Annotated in this window: 13 protein-coding genes; 9 read left to right on the forward strand and 4 right to left on the reverse strand. The window is 51.9% G+C overall.

Features of this window, described 5'->3' with window-relative positions; genetic code table 11:
- Positions 1-40: 40 nt before the first annotated feature.
- Together PsAD46_RS05965 and PsAD46_RS05970 are read right to left on the reverse strand one after the other, a co-directional pair.
- On the reverse strand, positions 41-1003 hold the full coding sequence (locus tag PsAD46_RS05965) for a glycosyltransferase (protein ID WP_063306366.1): 963 nt from the start codon (positions 1001-1003) through the stop codon (positions 41-43).
- 123 nt (positions 1004-1126) lie between these two features.
- Positions 1127-2041 (reverse strand): glycosyltransferase family 2 protein, encoded by a 915-nt coding sequence (locus PsAD46_RS05970; protein WP_063306367.1) that lies wholly within the window; start codon positions 2039-2041, stop codon positions 1127-1129.
- 376 nt (positions 2042-2417) lie between these two features.
- Here PsAD46_RS05970 and PsAD46_RS05975 point away from each other — a divergent pair, with 376 nt between their 5' ends.
- The 3 genes from PsAD46_RS05975 to PsAD46_RS05985 all read left to right on the forward strand — a co-directional run bounded on the left by PsAD46_RS05975 (position 2418) and on the right by PsAD46_RS05985 (position 6539).
- The gene (locus PsAD46_RS05975) at positions 2418-3581 is read left to right on the forward strand and encodes an acetyl-CoA acetyltransferase (RefSeq protein WP_063286869.1); all 1164 of its coding nucleotides are present in this window, start codon (positions 2418-2420) and stop codon (positions 3579-3581) included.
- Between the two features lie 172 nt (positions 3582-3753).
- On the forward strand, positions 3754-6006 hold the full coding sequence (locus PsAD46_RS05980) for a hypothetical protein (RefSeq protein ID WP_063306368.1): 2253 nt from the start codon (positions 3754-3756) through the stop codon (positions 6004-6006).
- A gap of 134 nt (positions 6007-6140) precedes the next feature.
- Positions 6141-6539 carry a RidA family protein gene (locus PsAD46_RS05985; protein WP_063286871.1) on the forward strand — a complete coding sequence of 133 codons (399 nt, stop codon included), beginning with the start codon at positions 6141-6143 and terminating at the stop codon, positions 6537-6539.
- 20 nt (positions 6540-6559) lie between these two features.
- Here PsAD46_RS05985 and PsAD46_RS27870 read toward each other — a convergent pair whose 3' ends face one another.
- Positions 6560-8278, reverse strand: coding sequence for an autotransporter outer membrane beta-barrel domain-containing protein (locus tag PsAD46_RS27870; RefSeq protein ID WP_153040699.1), 1719 nt, complete (start codon positions 8276-8278; stop codon positions 6560-6562).
- Positions 8279-8844: 566 nt separating this feature from the next.
- Between PsAD46_RS27870 and cysG the strand changes: the two genes are divergently transcribed.
- From cysG to PsAD46_RS06015, 5 genes are read left to right on the forward strand one after another with little or no spacing between them, the layout of a single operon-like run.
- Positions 8845-10314, forward strand: coding sequence for a siroheme synthase CysG (gene cysG / locus PsAD46_RS05995; protein ID WP_208980824.1), 1470 nt, complete (start codon positions 8845-8847; stop codon positions 10312-10314).
- A gap of 11 nt (positions 10315-10325) precedes the next feature.
- Complete coding sequence (locus PsAD46_RS06000) at positions 10326-10631, forward strand: DUF2849 domain-containing protein (RefSeq protein WP_057460990.1); 306 nt, start codon at positions 10326-10328, stop codon at positions 10629-10631.
- A gap of 24 nt (positions 10632-10655) precedes the next feature.
- On the forward strand, positions 10656-12311 hold the full coding sequence (locus PsAD46_RS06005) for a nitrite/sulfite reductase (protein ID WP_063306369.1): 1656 nt from the start codon (positions 10656-10658) through the stop codon (positions 12309-12311).
- Entirely contained in the window at positions 12301-13044 is a 744-nt protein-coding gene (locus tag PsAD46_RS06010) for a phosphoadenylyl-sulfate reductase (protein ID WP_063306370.1), read from the forward strand. Before PsAD46_RS06005 ends, PsAD46_RS06010 begins: the two co-directional genes overlap by 11 nt.
- Positions 13045-13051: 7 nt before the next feature.
- The gene (locus PsAD46_RS06015; RefSeq protein WP_063306371.1) at positions 13052-13582 is read left to right on the forward strand and encodes a DUF934 domain-containing protein; all 531 of its coding nucleotides are present in this window, start codon (positions 13052-13054) and stop codon (positions 13580-13582) included.
- Between the two features lie 59 nt (positions 13583-13641).
- Here PsAD46_RS06015 and PsAD46_RS06020 read toward each other — a convergent pair whose 3' ends face one another.
- Positions 13642-14850 carry a hypothetical protein gene (locus PsAD46_RS06020; RefSeq protein ID WP_063306372.1) on the reverse strand — a complete coding sequence of 403 codons (1209 nt, stop codon included), beginning with the start codon at positions 14848-14850 and terminating at the stop codon, positions 13642-13644.
- 249 nt (positions 14851-15099) lie between these two features.
- On the opposite strand from PsAD46_RS06020, the gene PsAD46_RS06025 reads away from it, so the two are divergent.
- On the forward strand, positions 15100-16968 hold the full coding sequence (locus PsAD46_RS06025) for an ABC transporter ATP-binding protein (RefSeq protein ID WP_208981690.1): 1869 nt from the start codon (positions 15100-15102) through the stop codon (positions 16966-16968).
- Positions 16969-17052: the final 84 nt, after the last annotated feature.

Consider the following 17052-nt stretch of genomic DNA (forward strand, 5'->3'; position numbering starts at 1 on the left):
TCACATAAGCACAACTCGCCCAAATATCGTGAGCGCAGCCTCACACCAACAACGCCTTGGCCGCTTCCTTGTAATTCTGTGCCTTTGCGTTCTCAACAAACAGCAGTCCTTTCAGGTACTCCAATCGTGCCTTGGCTTTCTTGATACGTTGTGTCATGTGCCGTGCCACTTTGGGCGAGATCTGTGAGAAGCCGCGTTCCCGAAGTTCGGCACGCAGGGCTTGGCCCACATCATTCGCCAGCGTGTCCTTGCTGAAACTCGGCTCCTCTTCATCGTACAACCGCGCAACAGCACAGAGCAAAGCCATATCAGCCACCATCCGATAAGGGCGACCACTGCGTGCTGTCACCTGACCGGGATGCAGCCGATACCGGACAAGCCGCTCGTTGAGAGCACCAATCTTCCCATACTCCAGCAGGCGCAGATAAAGGTCATAATCCTCCGCGCCATCAAAATGCGGACGATAGCCGCCAAGGGCCAACACAGCATCACGGCGAAACATAATGGTCGGGTGGTACAAACAGCACTTCTCAAAGAGGCGCTTGCGGATCTCAACCGAGCTTTTCGGGCACTCCATCTGGTCAATGATCTGCCCGGCCTCATCAATCACAGAGACTTCTGTCCCGCACAACTGCCAGTCAGGGTTCCGGTTCATAATCCGAACCTGCCGTTCCAGACGAAGCGACTCTGACAAATCATCCGCATCTAGGCGGGCAATCAATGGGCTCTCAATCACCGCAAGCCCGGTATTAAGCGCGTTTGAGATACCCTGACCTGGCCCTTCAAGAATCTGAAACCGGCCCTTCGGAAAATGGCCTGCAAAATGCTCCGCAATTTCCCGGGTTTCATCGGTGGAGGCATCATCCACCAACACAACAGCAAAGTCTGTGAAGCTTTGTGCCAACAGGCTGCTCAGCGTCTCTCCAAGCGTGTTTGCGGCATTGCGTGCAGGGATCAACACGCTGACAAGAGGGGCGGGATCCTGCTGTTGCTTTTCAGCCATTGAATAAGCCACCTATCTGCTTAAGCTCTTTTTGCCTTCCAGCTCAGGCTGCGAAGGAAGCTAAGCGTTTGTTGTGTTGCGTCGTTTCTTTGAAAAATCAGGAACATCGGGTGGAAGGCTGGGTCAGGTCTTATCCTGCCGTGCAGCAGTCGCCCCCCTCTGAGATGAATGGGTCTGTTCCAGAAGATCTGCTTCAATGGATTTCGCGACCCGCAGATATCGCCCAACCGCATAGTTGGTGGAGGCAATCAAACCCCACCAGCCATATCGGCAGTACCCGCGCACCAGATAGCCCTTCAGAAAGGCTGCGGGAAACTCATAGAGCAGTCGCGACTTCGGCATCTTGCGACCCCGTCCACGCATCTCATGCACTTGCATGGTGGAATAGCGGTTCATCTTCTCAAAGTGGAAGGCAACGCTGGGAATGCTGCGGTGGTCCATATGCCCCTTCAGCATGCCTATCTTGGCATCGCTGGGCGGACGAACCGTGTCATGCACCGAGCTGGCAGAAAAACGGCCTACACTCCTGCGGTAAAGCCGGATTTGCTTATGAGAGTAGGCGTGTTTTGCAGCGGTCGTTTCGTGAGGCCACACATCGCAGATGTCCACCTCCCAAAAATCGTTCTGTGCAAGAACAGAGGTCTGGAACAAGCCCAATATCTCATCACGCAGTGCAGGTGTGACCACCTCATCGGCATCAATGTTCAGGATCCAGTCATTCCGGCACTGGTCCTCGCCAAACCGCTTTTGCAAGCCATAGCCATTCCAGTCATTGTGCAGCACACGGGCGCCCATGCGCTGGGCAACAGTGAGGGTCTGGTCCGTAGACCCGCTGTCAATCACGATGACCTCATCAGCCCAGTGAATGCAGCTGGCAATCGTCTGCCCGATCCGGTCTTCCTCATTCTTCGCGATGATGAAAACAGACATCGGAATGCGGGCCTCATCAGATCGCTCATTAGCGGTTGGCTTTCCTTGCTGGGCCCGCTTTGCTGCAATGTCGATGATTTTGCTCTGGGTGGAGATATCGGGCCTCAAACTCTTGGATTATCCGCAATAATCTAGAGTTTACTCCCCCCTACACATTCCGAAATTCGTCCAATATGAAGGACTGTTTTCACCCAATAGAAACCCATCAATATCAAATAAGGGGAGATGACTGAGAAAGTCGCCGCGCACCGCCAGTCAAACCCTGCTTATGCGGAGAAGCCAGACCAATACCCATCACTCAGCTTGGGTGAAAAGGACTGCCAGATCGACAAAACCTAGCATAAAGTCCCTCGGATAGCCCCGTTCACTACAACTTCCGTATGATTGCATCTCGCGCGCAGGGGTGAAACGATTTGCGCGCATTTGAGAGCCGGGTTTGAGGCGAGACTTTCGGCACCCACTTTAATTTCTTTGGGAGAAGAAAATGGCCGCAATTATTGGTTGGGCACACACACCGTTTGGCAAACTGGCAGATGAGACTGTAGAGACACTCGTCACAAAGGTTGCCAAGCAAGCGATTGCCGATGCCGGTCTCGCCGCTGAAGACATTGATGAGATCGTTCTGGGTCACTTCAATGCAGGTTTTTCCAAGCAGGATTTCACAGCAAGCCTCGTGCTTCAAGCAGATGACAAGCTGCGCTTCAAGCCAACCACCCGTGTTGAAAACGCATGTGCGACTGGCTCAGCAGCCGTGCATCAGGGCGTCAAATCCATCAAAGCAGGCGACGCTAAGTTCGTGCTCGTCGTTGGTGTTGAGCAGATGACCACCACGCCGGGCCGTGAAATTGGTGCAAACCTGCTCAAAGCCTCTTACCTGCCAGAAGATGGCGATACTCCGGCTGGTTTCGCTGGTGTCTTCGGCAAAATCGCAGGCATGTATTTCCAGAAGCACGGCGACCAGAGCGAAGCGCTGGCCCACATCGCTGCGAAGAACCACAAGAACGGCGTGGAGAACCCATACGCACAGATGCGCAAGGACCTCGGCGTAGAGTTCTGCCTCAATGAGAGCGAGAAGAACCCGTTCGTGGCTGGCCCGCTGAAGCGCACAGACTGCTCACTTGTGTCTGACGGCGCAGCAGCCATCGTCCTCACGGACACCACCACAGCGCTCTCTGCCAAAAAGGCTGTTGCCTTCCGCGGCATGGGTCATGCACAGGACTTCCTGCCAATGTCCAAGCGCGACATCCTCAAGTTCGAAGGCTGTACGGAAGCTTGGAAGCGCGCGCTCTCCATGGCCAACATCACCGTTGAGGACCTGTCCTTTGTTGAAACCCATGACTGCTTCACCATCGCAGAACTGATCGAATACGAAGCCATGGGGCTTGTGCCAGAAGGTCAGGGCGCGAAAGCCATCCTAGAAGGCTGGACCCAGAAGGACGGCAAACTGCCGGTCAACCCATCTGGCGGTCTGAAAGCCAAAGGCCACCCAATCGGTGCAACCGGCGTGTCCATGCACGTCCTCACATCCATGCAGCTGGTGGGCGAAGCTGGCGGCATTCAGGTGGACGGCGCAGAGCTTGGTGGCATCTTCAACATGGGCGGTGCAGCCGTTGCCAACTACGTTTCTGTCATGCAGCGCCTCAAGTAAACCCGGCAAAACCAGACAAATGAGTATCAGAGCCCCGGTCCGCCGGGGCTTTTCTTTTGCATTGTGGCCTTGCAGCTCACCAATCGCTAACTAAGCCCTCAAACCAGCATCATCACGCCAATGTGATCGTGGTAAACCTCTTGTCTGACGCAAGGTTAGGAGAGGTGTGTCGATGCCAGGACAAGAGTCAGCCCCCAAGTACGATGATTGGCTGAAAAAAGTCTATTCAGAGATGAACTGGAAGTTCCATGATCTCGTTGGCGGTGGCCGGAAGAAACGCTCTGCAAGCGTCACCAGCAAAACCTCTGAGGCAAGCGCGGCGATTGGCTCGCAAGTGGACGAAGACACACCAGAGTGGACCACAGAACCTGATATCGCAGATTACATCGTTGAAGGCACACCGGCTGCGGAACGTAAGAAACGCCCTCTCTCAGCAGCTTTGAAAGACGCCGGCATCAAATCCACCGAAGGCTTCACCCAGCGCCTCAACTCCTACCAGTCCCAAAAATCCCATTATGATGAAGACCCGTTGGGCGCAGCCTACGCAGACCCGGAGGCGGTCAAATGGGATCGGCTGGTTAAAGGCACTCTGGGGGAGAGCGATAATAAAGCCCGGCAAATGGTGCTGATGCAGCACGAAATCGAGCTGAAAAAACAATCCCGTCAATTGACCCGCGAAGTGTTTCAGGATCAGTCAACTGCACCTGAGTTCAGAGCCTATCTCCGTCAGGCCAGCGATACCCCCTCCAACCAGATGGACACAGCACAGCGTGAAACCATCATGTTCTTCAGCCAGAACATGAAGGTGTTGGGCAATGAGCTAGTAGCCTCAACCAAAGAGCTGATGCGCGAAAAAGCCTTTGGCGACACCATGATGAAGACCCTGCATGAAGCCAAAGCCAATGCGGTGTCTGAGCGTGAAAAGAAACGACTGGCCGAGCTGGAAGAAGAGGCCATCGCCTATGGCACCGCCACCTCCAAGCAAATGGCCTTCGCGCTCAATTGCACCAACTGTGTGGAAGCTGCAATTAACCGGGGAGCTGAAGTCGAAGCAGCCGTCCTGCAATTGTCAGATGAGCGGCCCAAAGCCGTTTTCGCCACCTCTGGCTTACAGCGCACGGCAGAAGAAATGGTGCTGGCTCATCTGGACAAAAGCAACAACATGAAGAAGAGCCTGGCCTGGGCAGAAACGCAGCCATGGGCCCAGATGGTGAAGGTCAATATTAAAAAGGAAGGCCGCAACTTTTCCATCACATCAGAGACGCGAAAAGCACCGGAAATACCGGCAAGCACCGGTGACCCGATGGTCGATAACCACGTGGACATGCCTCACAAAGCTGTAACCAAAACCGAGCTCGCAACCACGCCGGAGCTGGTCTTCAACGGCCTTCGCTCAGGCCAGATGATGGCCTCCATGTCTCACCGCGAGACTGGTGAAACAGGACCGGACGGCAAACCATTTGTGGGCATTCCCAGTGAGGCCTCCATGGCATGGGCAAAAACTTTGCTGACAGCTCAAAAAGAAGGACAGGACATATCGGATCAACTGCCAGACTATATGGAAGTGAAGGAAGTCTGGTACCGCGAAAACCGCTCTGGCCTCAAAGGGAAACTCAAACGCGGCAAGCCTGAAAAGAAAGTCCATGTGGTGACGTATAAGGAGACCTCGGAGTCTGTTCAGGCGGCCCAAAAGCTTCGCGCAGCACCCAAAAACATGGCTGGAGATCTGGCAGAGCTCGCAGATAACATTGCTGACCTGAAGGCAGATCAGGCCCGCAAAGCTGAAAAGCTGAAAGCACATAAAGAGGAACTGGAGAAATTCCTCAGCTCCAAAGGCGAGGGCATGCTGGAAAGTTTCGGTGAAGCCCATGAAGCCTTCAACGCCCTGCAGGAAAACATTCTCCAGCAGGTGATCGCAAAAATGAGCAAGGGCACCAGTCTCAAGAACATCAAGAAATGGGCCAGCAAACAGCCTTGGGTAATGATGTTCGAGATCGAGTTCAAGCCTGACGAAAGTGGCAAGAAGAACCATTACAACGTCGTCGTTAAAGAAAAAGAGGAGGAAGTAGAAGAGACCGACGGAGCACCAGAAGGGGGCCGTACAGAAGCAGACGGCAGAACAAAAGACCAGGAAGCCTCACTGACAGGTGCATTAGCAGCCCTCTCAAAGCCTGCAGTTCAAAAAGAACTAATCCTCAAATACACTGGCGAAAAGCACAACGGCGTACCTATCGTCGAAAAACCAAGTGACCTGGCAAAAAAATGGGCAGATATGATTATGAAGGTCTATGGCTCCAACGCCAAACTACCAGCCTATCTGGTGCTCAAGGATGTCGTCTACAAATCAGCTTCCCGAAATCTGATCCGGCGCGGTAAATACATCTCTTGCAAGGCCGTGGAGTTTATTCCTTCCGCCTTCAAGTAAAAGAAGCAAGCCAGTCTCACGACAACATCATTTGGATTTTCACCGCCCTCTGCTAGGTTCTGCGGGCGGTTTTATAGTTTGCATGTCTTCTGTTCGTTTGAAGCTCCCGAAGGCACGTGCAAGAAAGGTATTTCATGGTCAAGCGTTTAGTGCTCCCACACGAGTTTCAATCCGTTTCAGAACAGCTCAACATGTCACCAGCCATCTTCTCGGGAAACCACATCTTCCTGAGTGGCATGACCGGTGCGGATATGAGCGGCCAGATGCCGGAAGACCCCGAAGCCCAGTTCCGCAACACCTTCAAAAAGATCGAATGCATCCTGCGTGAAGCCAACGTCGATATGGATGCCGTTGTTGAGATGACCAGCTACCACATCGGCCTGCGCGATCACTTCGAGCTGTTCGACTCCATCCGCCTCGAGTTCTTCTCCAAACCCTACCCAGCCTGGACCGCCATCGAAGCCGCCGGCCTCCGCCGTGAAGGCGCCCTGGTAGAAGTCCGCGTCATCGTCAGCGCACACTATGGCGGGTGAGGTGGACTCCTTTACCAATTCTAGAATGGAACGTTGAGACGTAAGTCACCTCCATAATTGTAGAAGTTAGCGATACCAAAGCCGTCATAGTAGCCTTTGACGCCAAGGCTCACCCCACGACGGAACACACCAGTTAAGCCACCATCAACACGTGCTCTTATATCTCCAGACTCCAAAACAGGGCTGGCTATGGAACTTGGATTTTCAACGCCGAAGTTCCACCGTCCGGTAATCCCGATACTGGGCAGGAGGAAAGTGTCTTCATCCAAACGATAGGTGTATCTGACATAAGGGCCAAACAGGACTTCGCCTTGTGCTGCTGTTTGGCCAGCGATATGAGTGCCCGCACTATCAAAGAATCCATCTGCTTCTTCACGAAAGTAGCTGACACCTACTTCTGGAGTGAAACGCCAATTCTGATAATCTATAGGCCCGGATAGCTTGCCTGCGATCAGCCAACGATAACTATCAAAGTTGCTTTCTTCATTCGTTCCAATCGCACCAACATCATTACTTCCCCGCCCCCATGAGGCGTTGAAGTCCAGATAGAGGCGCTGGTCAAAGAAACGGGCAGCAGCATACGGGCCGATCATCCACCCGCCGCCACGTCCTTGTTGACCAATTGAACTATCGCTGGTGCTCACCCAATCCAGTTGTAGAAGGCCACCTACAATAAAGTCTGGATTTAAAAATACATGGCCACCTACATGCCCAATCCAGAAGTTGGATGAGGCATCTCCGTTCTTTCCTCGGTTTCCTGAAAGGCGGATCCAGACATCATAATCAGCACCATAAGGCACTGCAGTGAATGGTTCAGGTTCAGGCTGTATCTGTCCTGAAGGGCTGGGACTATCCGATTCGCCTATCGCATTCTCAATAGCGGCTTGTTTGGTATCTTGTGCTCTGGGAGCCATTGTCAGAAGTGGGGCAAATGCACCTGTGCTGAGTGATTTCTGAGAAAGAGGAGCAAAAGCAAGTGATGGATTAGCTTGGTTGGACCTCTGGTGATCAGCTGGTTTTCGCTCTCCTGCCGCCATGCCAATGCGTATCCGATTCAAACTGGTCATGAAGAAAACATTTTGCCCAGTCTCCGATCCATTAAGCGCAAGATACCCCATCGGGTTGGCTGACCTTGAGGGAGGCTGCTGCATTAGGCTGGAAAAACTGGGTTGATTACCAAGAATGAGCGTCGTGCGAGCAACAGAAAGATTGGCCGCAGCAGTTGCGGAAGGAGAAGCATTTCCTTGAACACTCGCACGGGTGATTATGACACTCGAGTTTACAGCAATGAATGATCCAACGGGTAGGCTCGCAGAGAAAGTGTATCGATCTCCATTCTCTGTTTCATCCGAAAATGAAAAATTACAATCACTGGTGGAGTTGTTACATGTCTTGGAGTGTCCACTGCCATAGTTAGTCCAATTCCCAGAGCTAATAGTAAAAGCGGAATCTGCTGCTAAAGCACCGTTTTTCCGTAGTTGAATTATGAATGTTCCCGGGCCTGAGTACTCCAATACAAACCCATTTTGAGAATTGGAATACGTGGAGTAGACATCGTTGCATACCTCGGTTTCCAAACTAAAAGTAATACGGCCATCATCTGGGCAGGTAACCGTTTGAGCATGGCTCACAGTTAAAAAGCCTCCAGTGAGTTGAAGGCCCGTAATTATGAGTAGATTAAAGAAAAGTGCCTTGATGACTTTGAACATGCCAATGTGGTTTGGAAGGGCAACTTGCATGCAATCACCTGCTCTATGAAATCTGATAAGAAGGCTAAGTGCTAAATGAGCGAATGGTCCGTAAAGTCGTCTGTTAGTCAATCATAAGCTCAACTGACTTTAACCTGACGAAAGCCCGGGAAATAATTCCTAAATATCAGAGTTCCCACCACTAACTATTGGAAACTAAAGGATAATATGCGGGGCGTATACATTTTCAGATGATTGAGCAAAGCTCTTGGCCACAGAAGTTGGGGACCTCTCTCACGTGACCCGGAGATGTAGTGAGATTGGCCTTTTCTCAGTTGAGAACATCCCGGCCGCTACTGAAGCAAAACGTACTAAACTTGGTCAGTATCTGTGATGTAAGTGAAGATAGAATCGAATTACCGAGAGTTTTTGTAGAATAATTTTCTCATGGGGAATGGCATGTTTCCCGCATTTATGCGCTCGCACTTTTCTGCATTTTCTGTTTGAGAAAAAATCTTTTCTACGCAGTCATCCAGCTTTGGAATGCCATACCGAGCTTAGAGGAACTCTACTCTGTAAACTCGCTCCCAATGATCCCAAAACGCTTGGAGAGCGCAATGGCTTTGGTAGAGAGCTTCAACACACAGCAGGACGAGAGCAATAAACTCGCTGTCTTTCCAACCTTTCACAAGGTTGAAGGCAAAATGGTTGTTGTTGTTGGCTGTGGTGATGAAGCTGCTGCGAAGGTGAGGCTTCTGGCGCAAACCAAAGCGCACATCCGCGTTGTCAGCCATGAGCGCCCTAGTGCAGCTTTGGCCGAAGCGGTGGCAGACGCGGACGGCGTCTTCATGCTTAGCGTGTTCAACCCGGCTTATCTGGATGGCGCAGCCCTGGTGTTTGCTGCCACTGATGAAGAAGAGCTGGATCGTGAGATCGTAGAAGCTGCTCGTGAGAAAGGCATCCCGGTCAACGCGGTGGACCGTCCTGAACTTTGTGATTTTTACACCGGTGCGATGGTCAATCGCGCACCTGTTGCCGTAGCGATCACCTCAACAGGCGTTGGCCCTGTTTATGCCCGCCACATCCGCGCACAGGTTGAAGCTCTGTTACCACGTGAAGCCGGTCAACTCGCAAGGTTGGCAGACAGCTTCCGTGCTACAGTTGGTAAGCTGATGCCTTCGGGAAGTGCGCGTCGTCGCTTTTGGGCTGAATTTTTTTCAGGGACTATAGCTGCGAACATTTTTGCTGGTGAGACACAAAAGGCTCTGACCGAAGCGCATCGCTTGCTGAACAGTGAGCAGGATCAGCGGGGATATGTCTGGCTTGTGGGTGCTGGCCCAGGAGCAGAAGACCTGCTGACCCTGCGCGCACAGCGTGTCCTGCAGGAAGCAGATGTTATTTTCTATGATGCATTGGTACCGGATGCCGTGGTTTCCATGGGCCGCCGCGACGCAACACGCATCAGCGTAGGAAAACGCAAAGGAACGCACAGTTCAACGCAAACGCAAATCAACCAGTTATTGGTCTCCGCTGCCAAGTCCGGCAAACGGGTTGTCCGCCTGAAAGCAGGGGACCCAATGGTGTTTGGCCGCGCTGGAGAAGAGATCGCCGCGCTGCGTGAGCATGATGTGGACTTTGAGATTGTACCCGGTGTCACCGCAGCGTTTGCTGCCGCCGCCAGTGCGCAAATTCCTTTGACATTACGGGGTGTTGCCTCCTCACTGGTGTTTGCTACAGGGCATAACCAGCATGGTGATGTCCTCCCGGACTGGGCGGACCTTGCTCTGAATGGAGCGACAACCGCTGTCTACATGGGGCGCACCGTTGCAGGAAAAGTTGCCAACTTGCTGGCAAAATCCGGGTTGGACTTATCCACGCCCGTCATGGCGATTGAGAACGCAGCCCAGACAAAAGAACGCAATTTTGCAGGCACCCTGCAAGACCTTTGTAATTTTGAGCAGCACGACAGTGTCACCGGACCCACACTTATCATCATTGGTAAGGCAGTGGCCCACGCAGATCAGTCGCGCTCGCTCCCTCTAAGTCCAATTAAATTCGAGAAGTTACCGGCTGTTGTCGCAGCCTAGGGAGAGACCCGATGAAAACTATTACCGCCAACAGACTGGTCGATGGTGATGTCGTCTGGCTCGGCCACAACGGAGAGTGGGTCGAGTTTGTTGAGGCCGCCTGGATCCTTAACACCGACGAAGACATGGCCTCAGCTCTGGATTTCGCGAAAGCCGGTGAAGATAAACAGTACGTTCTCGGCACCTACGCGATTGATCTGGAACTGAAAGACGGCCATTTGCAGCCAAAGAGCCTGAAAGAGCGCATTCGCGCACAAGGGCCAACCACTCGTCTCGACCTCGGCAAACAAGCCGAACGCCATCTGCGTTCGGCCTAAGTCCTTTTAGATTCAGGAGTTTCCATGTACCGCTACGATGAATTTGATCGCGACTTTGTTAATCAGCGCGTGAGCCAGTTCGAAGATCAGGTCCGCCGCCGTATGTCTGGCGAGCTGACCGAAGACGAGTTTAAGCCGCTCCGCCTGATGAATGGTCTTTACCTGCAGCTGCACGCTTACATGCTGCGTGTCGCAATTCCATACGGCACGCTCAATGCAAACCAGATGCGTAAACTTGCCCATATCGCAAGGACTTACGACAGAGGTTACGGCCACTTCACAACGCGCCAGAACATCCAGTTTAACTGGCCAAAGCTCTCTGATACACCGCAGATTCTACATGAACTTGCCGACGTCGAGATGCACGCCATCCAGACCTCCGGCAACTGTATCCGCAATGTCACCTCAGACCAGTTCGCAGGCGCAGCCGCGGACGAGTTCGCAGACCCACGCGTTTACGCCGAAATCCTGCGTCAATGGTCCTCTCTGCATCCGGAATTCCTGTTCCTGCCACGCAAGTTCAAGATTGCGATCACAGGTGCTGAACATGACCGTGCAGCCGTACAGGTCCATGACATCGGCCTGCAGCTGACCCGTAACGAAAACGGGGAAATCGGCTTTGTGGTCTTCGTGGGTGGTGGCTTGGGTCGTACGCCGATGGTTGGCCGTAAGGTACGGGATTTCCTACCAGAAAATGACTTGCTGGCATACAGCGAGGCGATCCTGCGTGTCTACAATCGCTATGGTCGCCGCGATAATAAGTACAAGGCTCGCATCAAGATCCTGGTTCACGAAACCGGTCTGGAAGAGCTGAAGCAGGACATTGAGACTGAGTTCGAGGCAACCAAAAACGGTATCCTCGATCTGCCAAATGAAGAAGTCGTTCGCATCAACGAATACTTCGCCCCACCATCTTTTGAAGCCCTGCCGAAGATCAGCACAGAGCTGGAAGCAGCCAAGCGCGAAGACCGCGATCTGGCCTTGTTCTCCAGCCGCAACCTGCATGCGCACAAAGCTGAGGGTTACACATCTGTCACCATCTCACTCAAGCCAATTGGTGGTGCGCCGGGGGATGCAACAGCCGATCAGATGGACGTAATTGCTGATGTAGCACAACGGTTTGGGCATGATGAATTGCGCGTTACACATGAACAGAACCTCGTTCTGCCACACGTAAAGCTGCAAGATGTCCCCACTGTCTACAAGATCCTGAAGGCAAACGAGCTCGCAGATTCAAACGCTGGCCTGATCACCGACATGATCGCTTGCCCGGGTCTGGACTATTGTGCTCTGGCAAATGCTCGCTCTATCCCAATTGCTCAGGAAATATCCAAGCGATTTGAAGAGGTTAAGCGCCAGAACGAAATTGGTGATTTGAAACTGAAAATCTCCGGCTGCATCAACGCCTGTGGTCACCACCACGTCGGCCACATCGGCATTTTGGGCGTAGACCGTAAAGGCGAAGAGCTCTATCAGATTACACTGGGTGGTTCTGCGGATCAGAACACATCTATCGGCAAAATCATCGGTCGCGGCTTTCCGGAAGCAGAGATCACCGATGCTGTTGAGACTGTTGTCGATACCTATTTGGCGAACCGTCTGGATGAGGAAGAAAGCTTCATCGAAGCCTATCGCCGCCTGGGTGATCAGCCATTTAAGGACGCTCTTTATGGAGCATAGTCAATCACATAAGGCCTCTTTGGAGGCACAGGTGAAGCTGCTGAACCGGATGTATTCTGAGCGCGATGCTCAGGACATCCTGCAGCACGCGCTCACAGAGCAATTCTCTGGAGAGATAGCTCTGGTGTCCTCATTTGGCGCGGACAGCTCCGTGCTGCTGCACATGGTCTCTCAGATCGACGTGCGTACACCGGTCCTGTTTGTCGACACCGGCAAACTGTTCGGTGAAACAAAGCGCTATCGTGACGAACTGGTTGAGCAACTTGGGCTTTTAGACGTACGTGTCATCACGCCTGAACCAGAAGATCTTGTTGAGAAAGATCCAAAAGGTGCTCTCTGGGCGTCTGATACTGATGCGTGCTGTCACATCCGCAAAGTGGTTCCACTCGCAAAAGCGCTTGGTGGCTTCGAAGCTTGGATCTCTGGTCGCAAACGCCATCAGGCTGACACTCGAGCCAGTCTGGAGCATTTTGAGGTCGAAGAAGGCCGTATCAAAGTGAACCCGCTGGCCAACTGGACCGCTGCCGAAGTCCTTCAATACGCAAAGGATAATGGCCTGCCACCACATCCGCTGGTCGCAGAAGGGTATCCCTCCATCGGGTGTATGCCTTGCACAGACAAGGTTGCTCCGGGCGAAGACCCACGCTCAGGCCGTTGGCGCGGTCAGGACAAAACTGAATGTGGAATTCATTTCTCAAGTGCGTCCAAGGGCGGCGCAGCCCAAAGCATCTGAGGTTCAAATGACAACAGAACTCAAAAAGACCACTGAGATCTTCAAGAACGACGAGATCGTTGCTGATGACTGGGCTTACACCACCGAGGATGAAGCCCTGCCAGCCGAGGGGAAGTTTATCTTCTCTCTGGAGCGGTTTCTGGCGGAAGAACAACAGCTTAAGCAGACAAACCTGACTTTGGGTGTTGTTCTTCGTGCTGGTGAAAAAGCGGAAAAGCTGGCTGATCATCTTGAGGCGCTGGAACTCATCGCAGTGGACTTCCCAAGCTTCGCAGATGGCCGAGGTTTCTCTGCTGCCCGCATCCTGAGAGATGGATTGCGCTATGGTGGCGAGATCCGTGCAGTTGGTCCGTTCATTCTCGATCAGATCGGCTTCATGCTCCGCGTCGGCATCAACAGTTTCGCGCTGGACAACCCACGTCTACGCGCTGATTTGGAGTCCGGCAACCTCAATGAGGTCACCGCCTATACGCAGCCAGTCTTTGCGCGAAAAGAAGCGCCCGCTGGTACGAGACCATGGGCGCGACGTCCGATTTGATTTTAGAGCAAGATACTCAAACTCAATGAGAAAAGGCGGGTCAAACACCCGCCTTTTTCTTATTCCGCGGGTTGAACCTGCAACTGGTTGGACGCTGAAAGCATCTTTCCGTTGAGTTTAAGGAACAGCCAGACTGTTGCGATCTGGATTACAATCAGCGGGGCGTACAGCGCGAAGTAAGCGATGGACATGGAGCCAAGAACACCAAGCTTCACAAGACCCGCATTGATCACGAAATTACCGAAGACGAACAGTGCAACACCAGGGCAAACCAGCGCGTAAGAACCTGGAGACTTGTCCGGACCAGCAATCCAGCGGTCATAGTAGCCAACCCGCTTCATGACTGCCCAGCCGATCAGACCGAACAGGATCTGGATTGCGAACAGGCTGATCAGGAAAACATAGATACCGCCAGCAGTTACCGGTGCATCGAAGTTATGTGCAAGGCTCATTTTTATGCGGTAGATTGCAATGCCAACAACGGTCAGGAATGGGATGATGATCCAGAGTGTTGGTGTGGTCTCACCCGCAGCCTTGTGTTCCATCATAGAACGGAAGCCGAGGATCAGTTTGATTGTCCCCATCACAATCGCTGCACCGATGAACAGGGCACTACCAGCAATGCCGATTGCCGCAATCACCTTGGTTTGACTCATAGCTGCCGGAGCAGAGAAGCCAACGCCAATCATGGCAAATGCGAACACGGAGATCATCTGACCGAGGCTGTTGTTCTTTGCGCACTCATATCCACCCTCTGTCAGGACACGGGAGATGAAGTCCAGATAGATGCGGAAGCCCAACACTCCGATGGCTGCAAATGCCAGCAGGGAGAAGGGGAACAGGATTTCGCGAATGCTCCAAAGGCCTGGCACAAACACCGCACCCGCGATGAAGCTGACATTGACTGTCATGGCAAGAGCCAGTGGAATAGTCATCAGTTGGCTTTCCGCGTTGGAGTTTTTAAAGCCTTCAAAAACCTTGGTTTGCTTCCACTTTCCGTACTCGGAAAAATTCCAGAACAGCAAGCGAAAGTGCAACACTGAGAAGAAGATAATACCAACCGCGGCGACAACAATCAGCGCCTGCATAGCGATGGAACCGTTGTTGAAGGCCTCAGTCAAAGAGGCAACGTTGGCGATAGGAGATCCCTTATGTGGTGTCATCCACATCAGGTACATAAAGAAGCTAATTGCCAAGCCACCTGCACCAACGGCGGACAAAAAGTACAGAGGAGAATACCGCTCACCTAAATTAGAAAGATAACGCATTGGGCTAATCCTTTTTTGAAGTTGAAATTAATATATTAGAAAATACTAAAATAACAATACATAAAATTAGAAAAATCTAATATAGAGATAATGCATTGAATTTAATAAGATAAAATATGCGTAATGCTAGAACCTCCGCAAAATGACACAGTCTCGAGTTCAAATTTGAGTAGATGAATTCTTCTGGGTTTTCACAAGCCGAGTCGCACGATAGTCTAAGTGTTCTCTTTTTGTCTCCCGGAGCAGATCGTGCTGAATGCGCTTTATGAGTGGGCAACCAATCATGTTGACCCATTTGCCAAAAATCATATGGAATGGGAGAGCAAAACGCATTTGCAACAACTGCGTTCTCTCGTGTTCATCTTTCCAAAGCACACTCTGGTTCTATTGCTGGTGGTGCTGGTCGAAACCATTCTGACTGTCTTCCTGCTGTCATTTGTTGGCTTCCTGATTGATCAGATGGAAGCGAGTGGACCAGAGCTGTTCTGGCAGCAGAATATGTGGCTGATTGTGACTGCTGCGGTCGCATTTCTTATTGCAAAGCCAGTATTTTCAATTGCTTATGAAGTTCTGATTTCACTGACACTTCACGTTAATATTCTCACCTCATCGCGTGTCACGTTCTTTGATCGACTGCTCAATCAAGACATGACGTTCTTTCAAAAGGAGTTTGCGGGAAACCTCGCCAGCAAAACCTTTGGAGGTGGGCGAGAAGTTGCAGAACTGTTCTGGGCGGGGATTGGAATTGTCATCCCAAACTTTTTCTTTGCAGGGTCGCTCCTGATCGCATTGTCATGGCTTCATTGGTATCTTGGGGCAGTCATGCTCGTTTGGATCGGATTGTTTGCTGTCCTTGCGTATATCCGCGTGCCAATCATTCGTGATGCTTCAAAAGAAGGAGCAGATATCGCGCATGCCGTGAATGGTTCTGTTGTTGATGTTTACTCCAACATTCAGACTGTGAAACTCTTTCAGGGTAATGATCGTGCGCTTGGCCATTTCACAAATCAGCTCAGAGGTTTCAAAGAGGCAATAGTTAGGTTCCGCTCCACAGTGGTTACATCACGGATGCTTGTTGCACTCGTCGGAGCATGTGGTCTTGCTGCATTTACGGGCCTAAGTCTTGCGTTGTGGCATCAACAGGCAATCACAACGGGTGAAGTTGCAATCGTCCTTGGTTTTGCCATTCGCCTGGAAGGCAAACTGCTGGAAATATTTGCTCAGTTAACCGGTCTTTTCCGCTCTTATGGCTCATTTAAATCCACCGCCAGAACCATGGAGCACTCGCTTGGCCTTGTTGACGATTCTGAGGCCAAGAACTTTCGCTATGAGAAGGGTCTCATTGAGTTCAACAATGTCGACTTTGCCTACGGCCAGCAAACTGCGATTGTGAAAGATCTGAATTTCATCATCCAACCCGGTGAGAAGGTAGGTATCGTCGGTCACTCAGGTGCTGGCAAATCAACCGTCGTGAATCTGCTGCTGCGCATGTACGACGTTGAAGGTGGAGCTATCACCATTGATCATCAGGATCTGCGAAGTGTCACGCAGGAATCTCTGCGTGTAGAAATCGGATTGGTGACACAGGACACCTCGTTGTTTCATAGGTCTATTTTCGACAACATCTCGCTTGGAAAAGATGATGTCGAGATGGAAGGTGTTCGTGAAGCTGCCCGCCGAGCGCATGCGTTGGAGTTCATCGAGGCACTGGAAGACAACAAAGGCCGAAAAGGCTTTGAGGCATTCGTAGGTGAGCGTGGCATCAAACTATCCGGTGGGCAGCGCCAACGGATTGCATTGGCCCGTGTGTTCCTGAAAAATCCACCAATCCTGATACTGGATGAAGCAACCTCGGCGTTGGATACCAAGCTGGATGCGGATATTCAGGAGATCCTGAATGATGTGATGAAGGACAAAACCACCCTCGCTATCGCCCATCGCCTGACCACAGTTGCCAGAATGGACCGTCTGATTGTGATGGACAAAGGGCAGATTGTTGAAGCAGGAACGCATGCGGAATTACTGGCGAAAGACGGGATATATGCAGAGCTGTGGCACAATCAGTTTTATGGAGTAAAGAGCTCGGTAACAGATTTGACACCAACAGAAACCCAGTAAAACTCCCCCAAGAAGAGAATTGCGCCGCCCTCTTACATGATCTAGCGTTTGGATGACCAGCACAAAGCTTATCATCCGAGGGGG

Source organism: Pseudovibrio sp. Ad46, assembly GCF_001623065.1.
Taxonomy (GTDB): Bacteria; Pseudomonadota; Alphaproteobacteria; order Rhizobiales; family Stappiaceae; genus Pseudovibrio.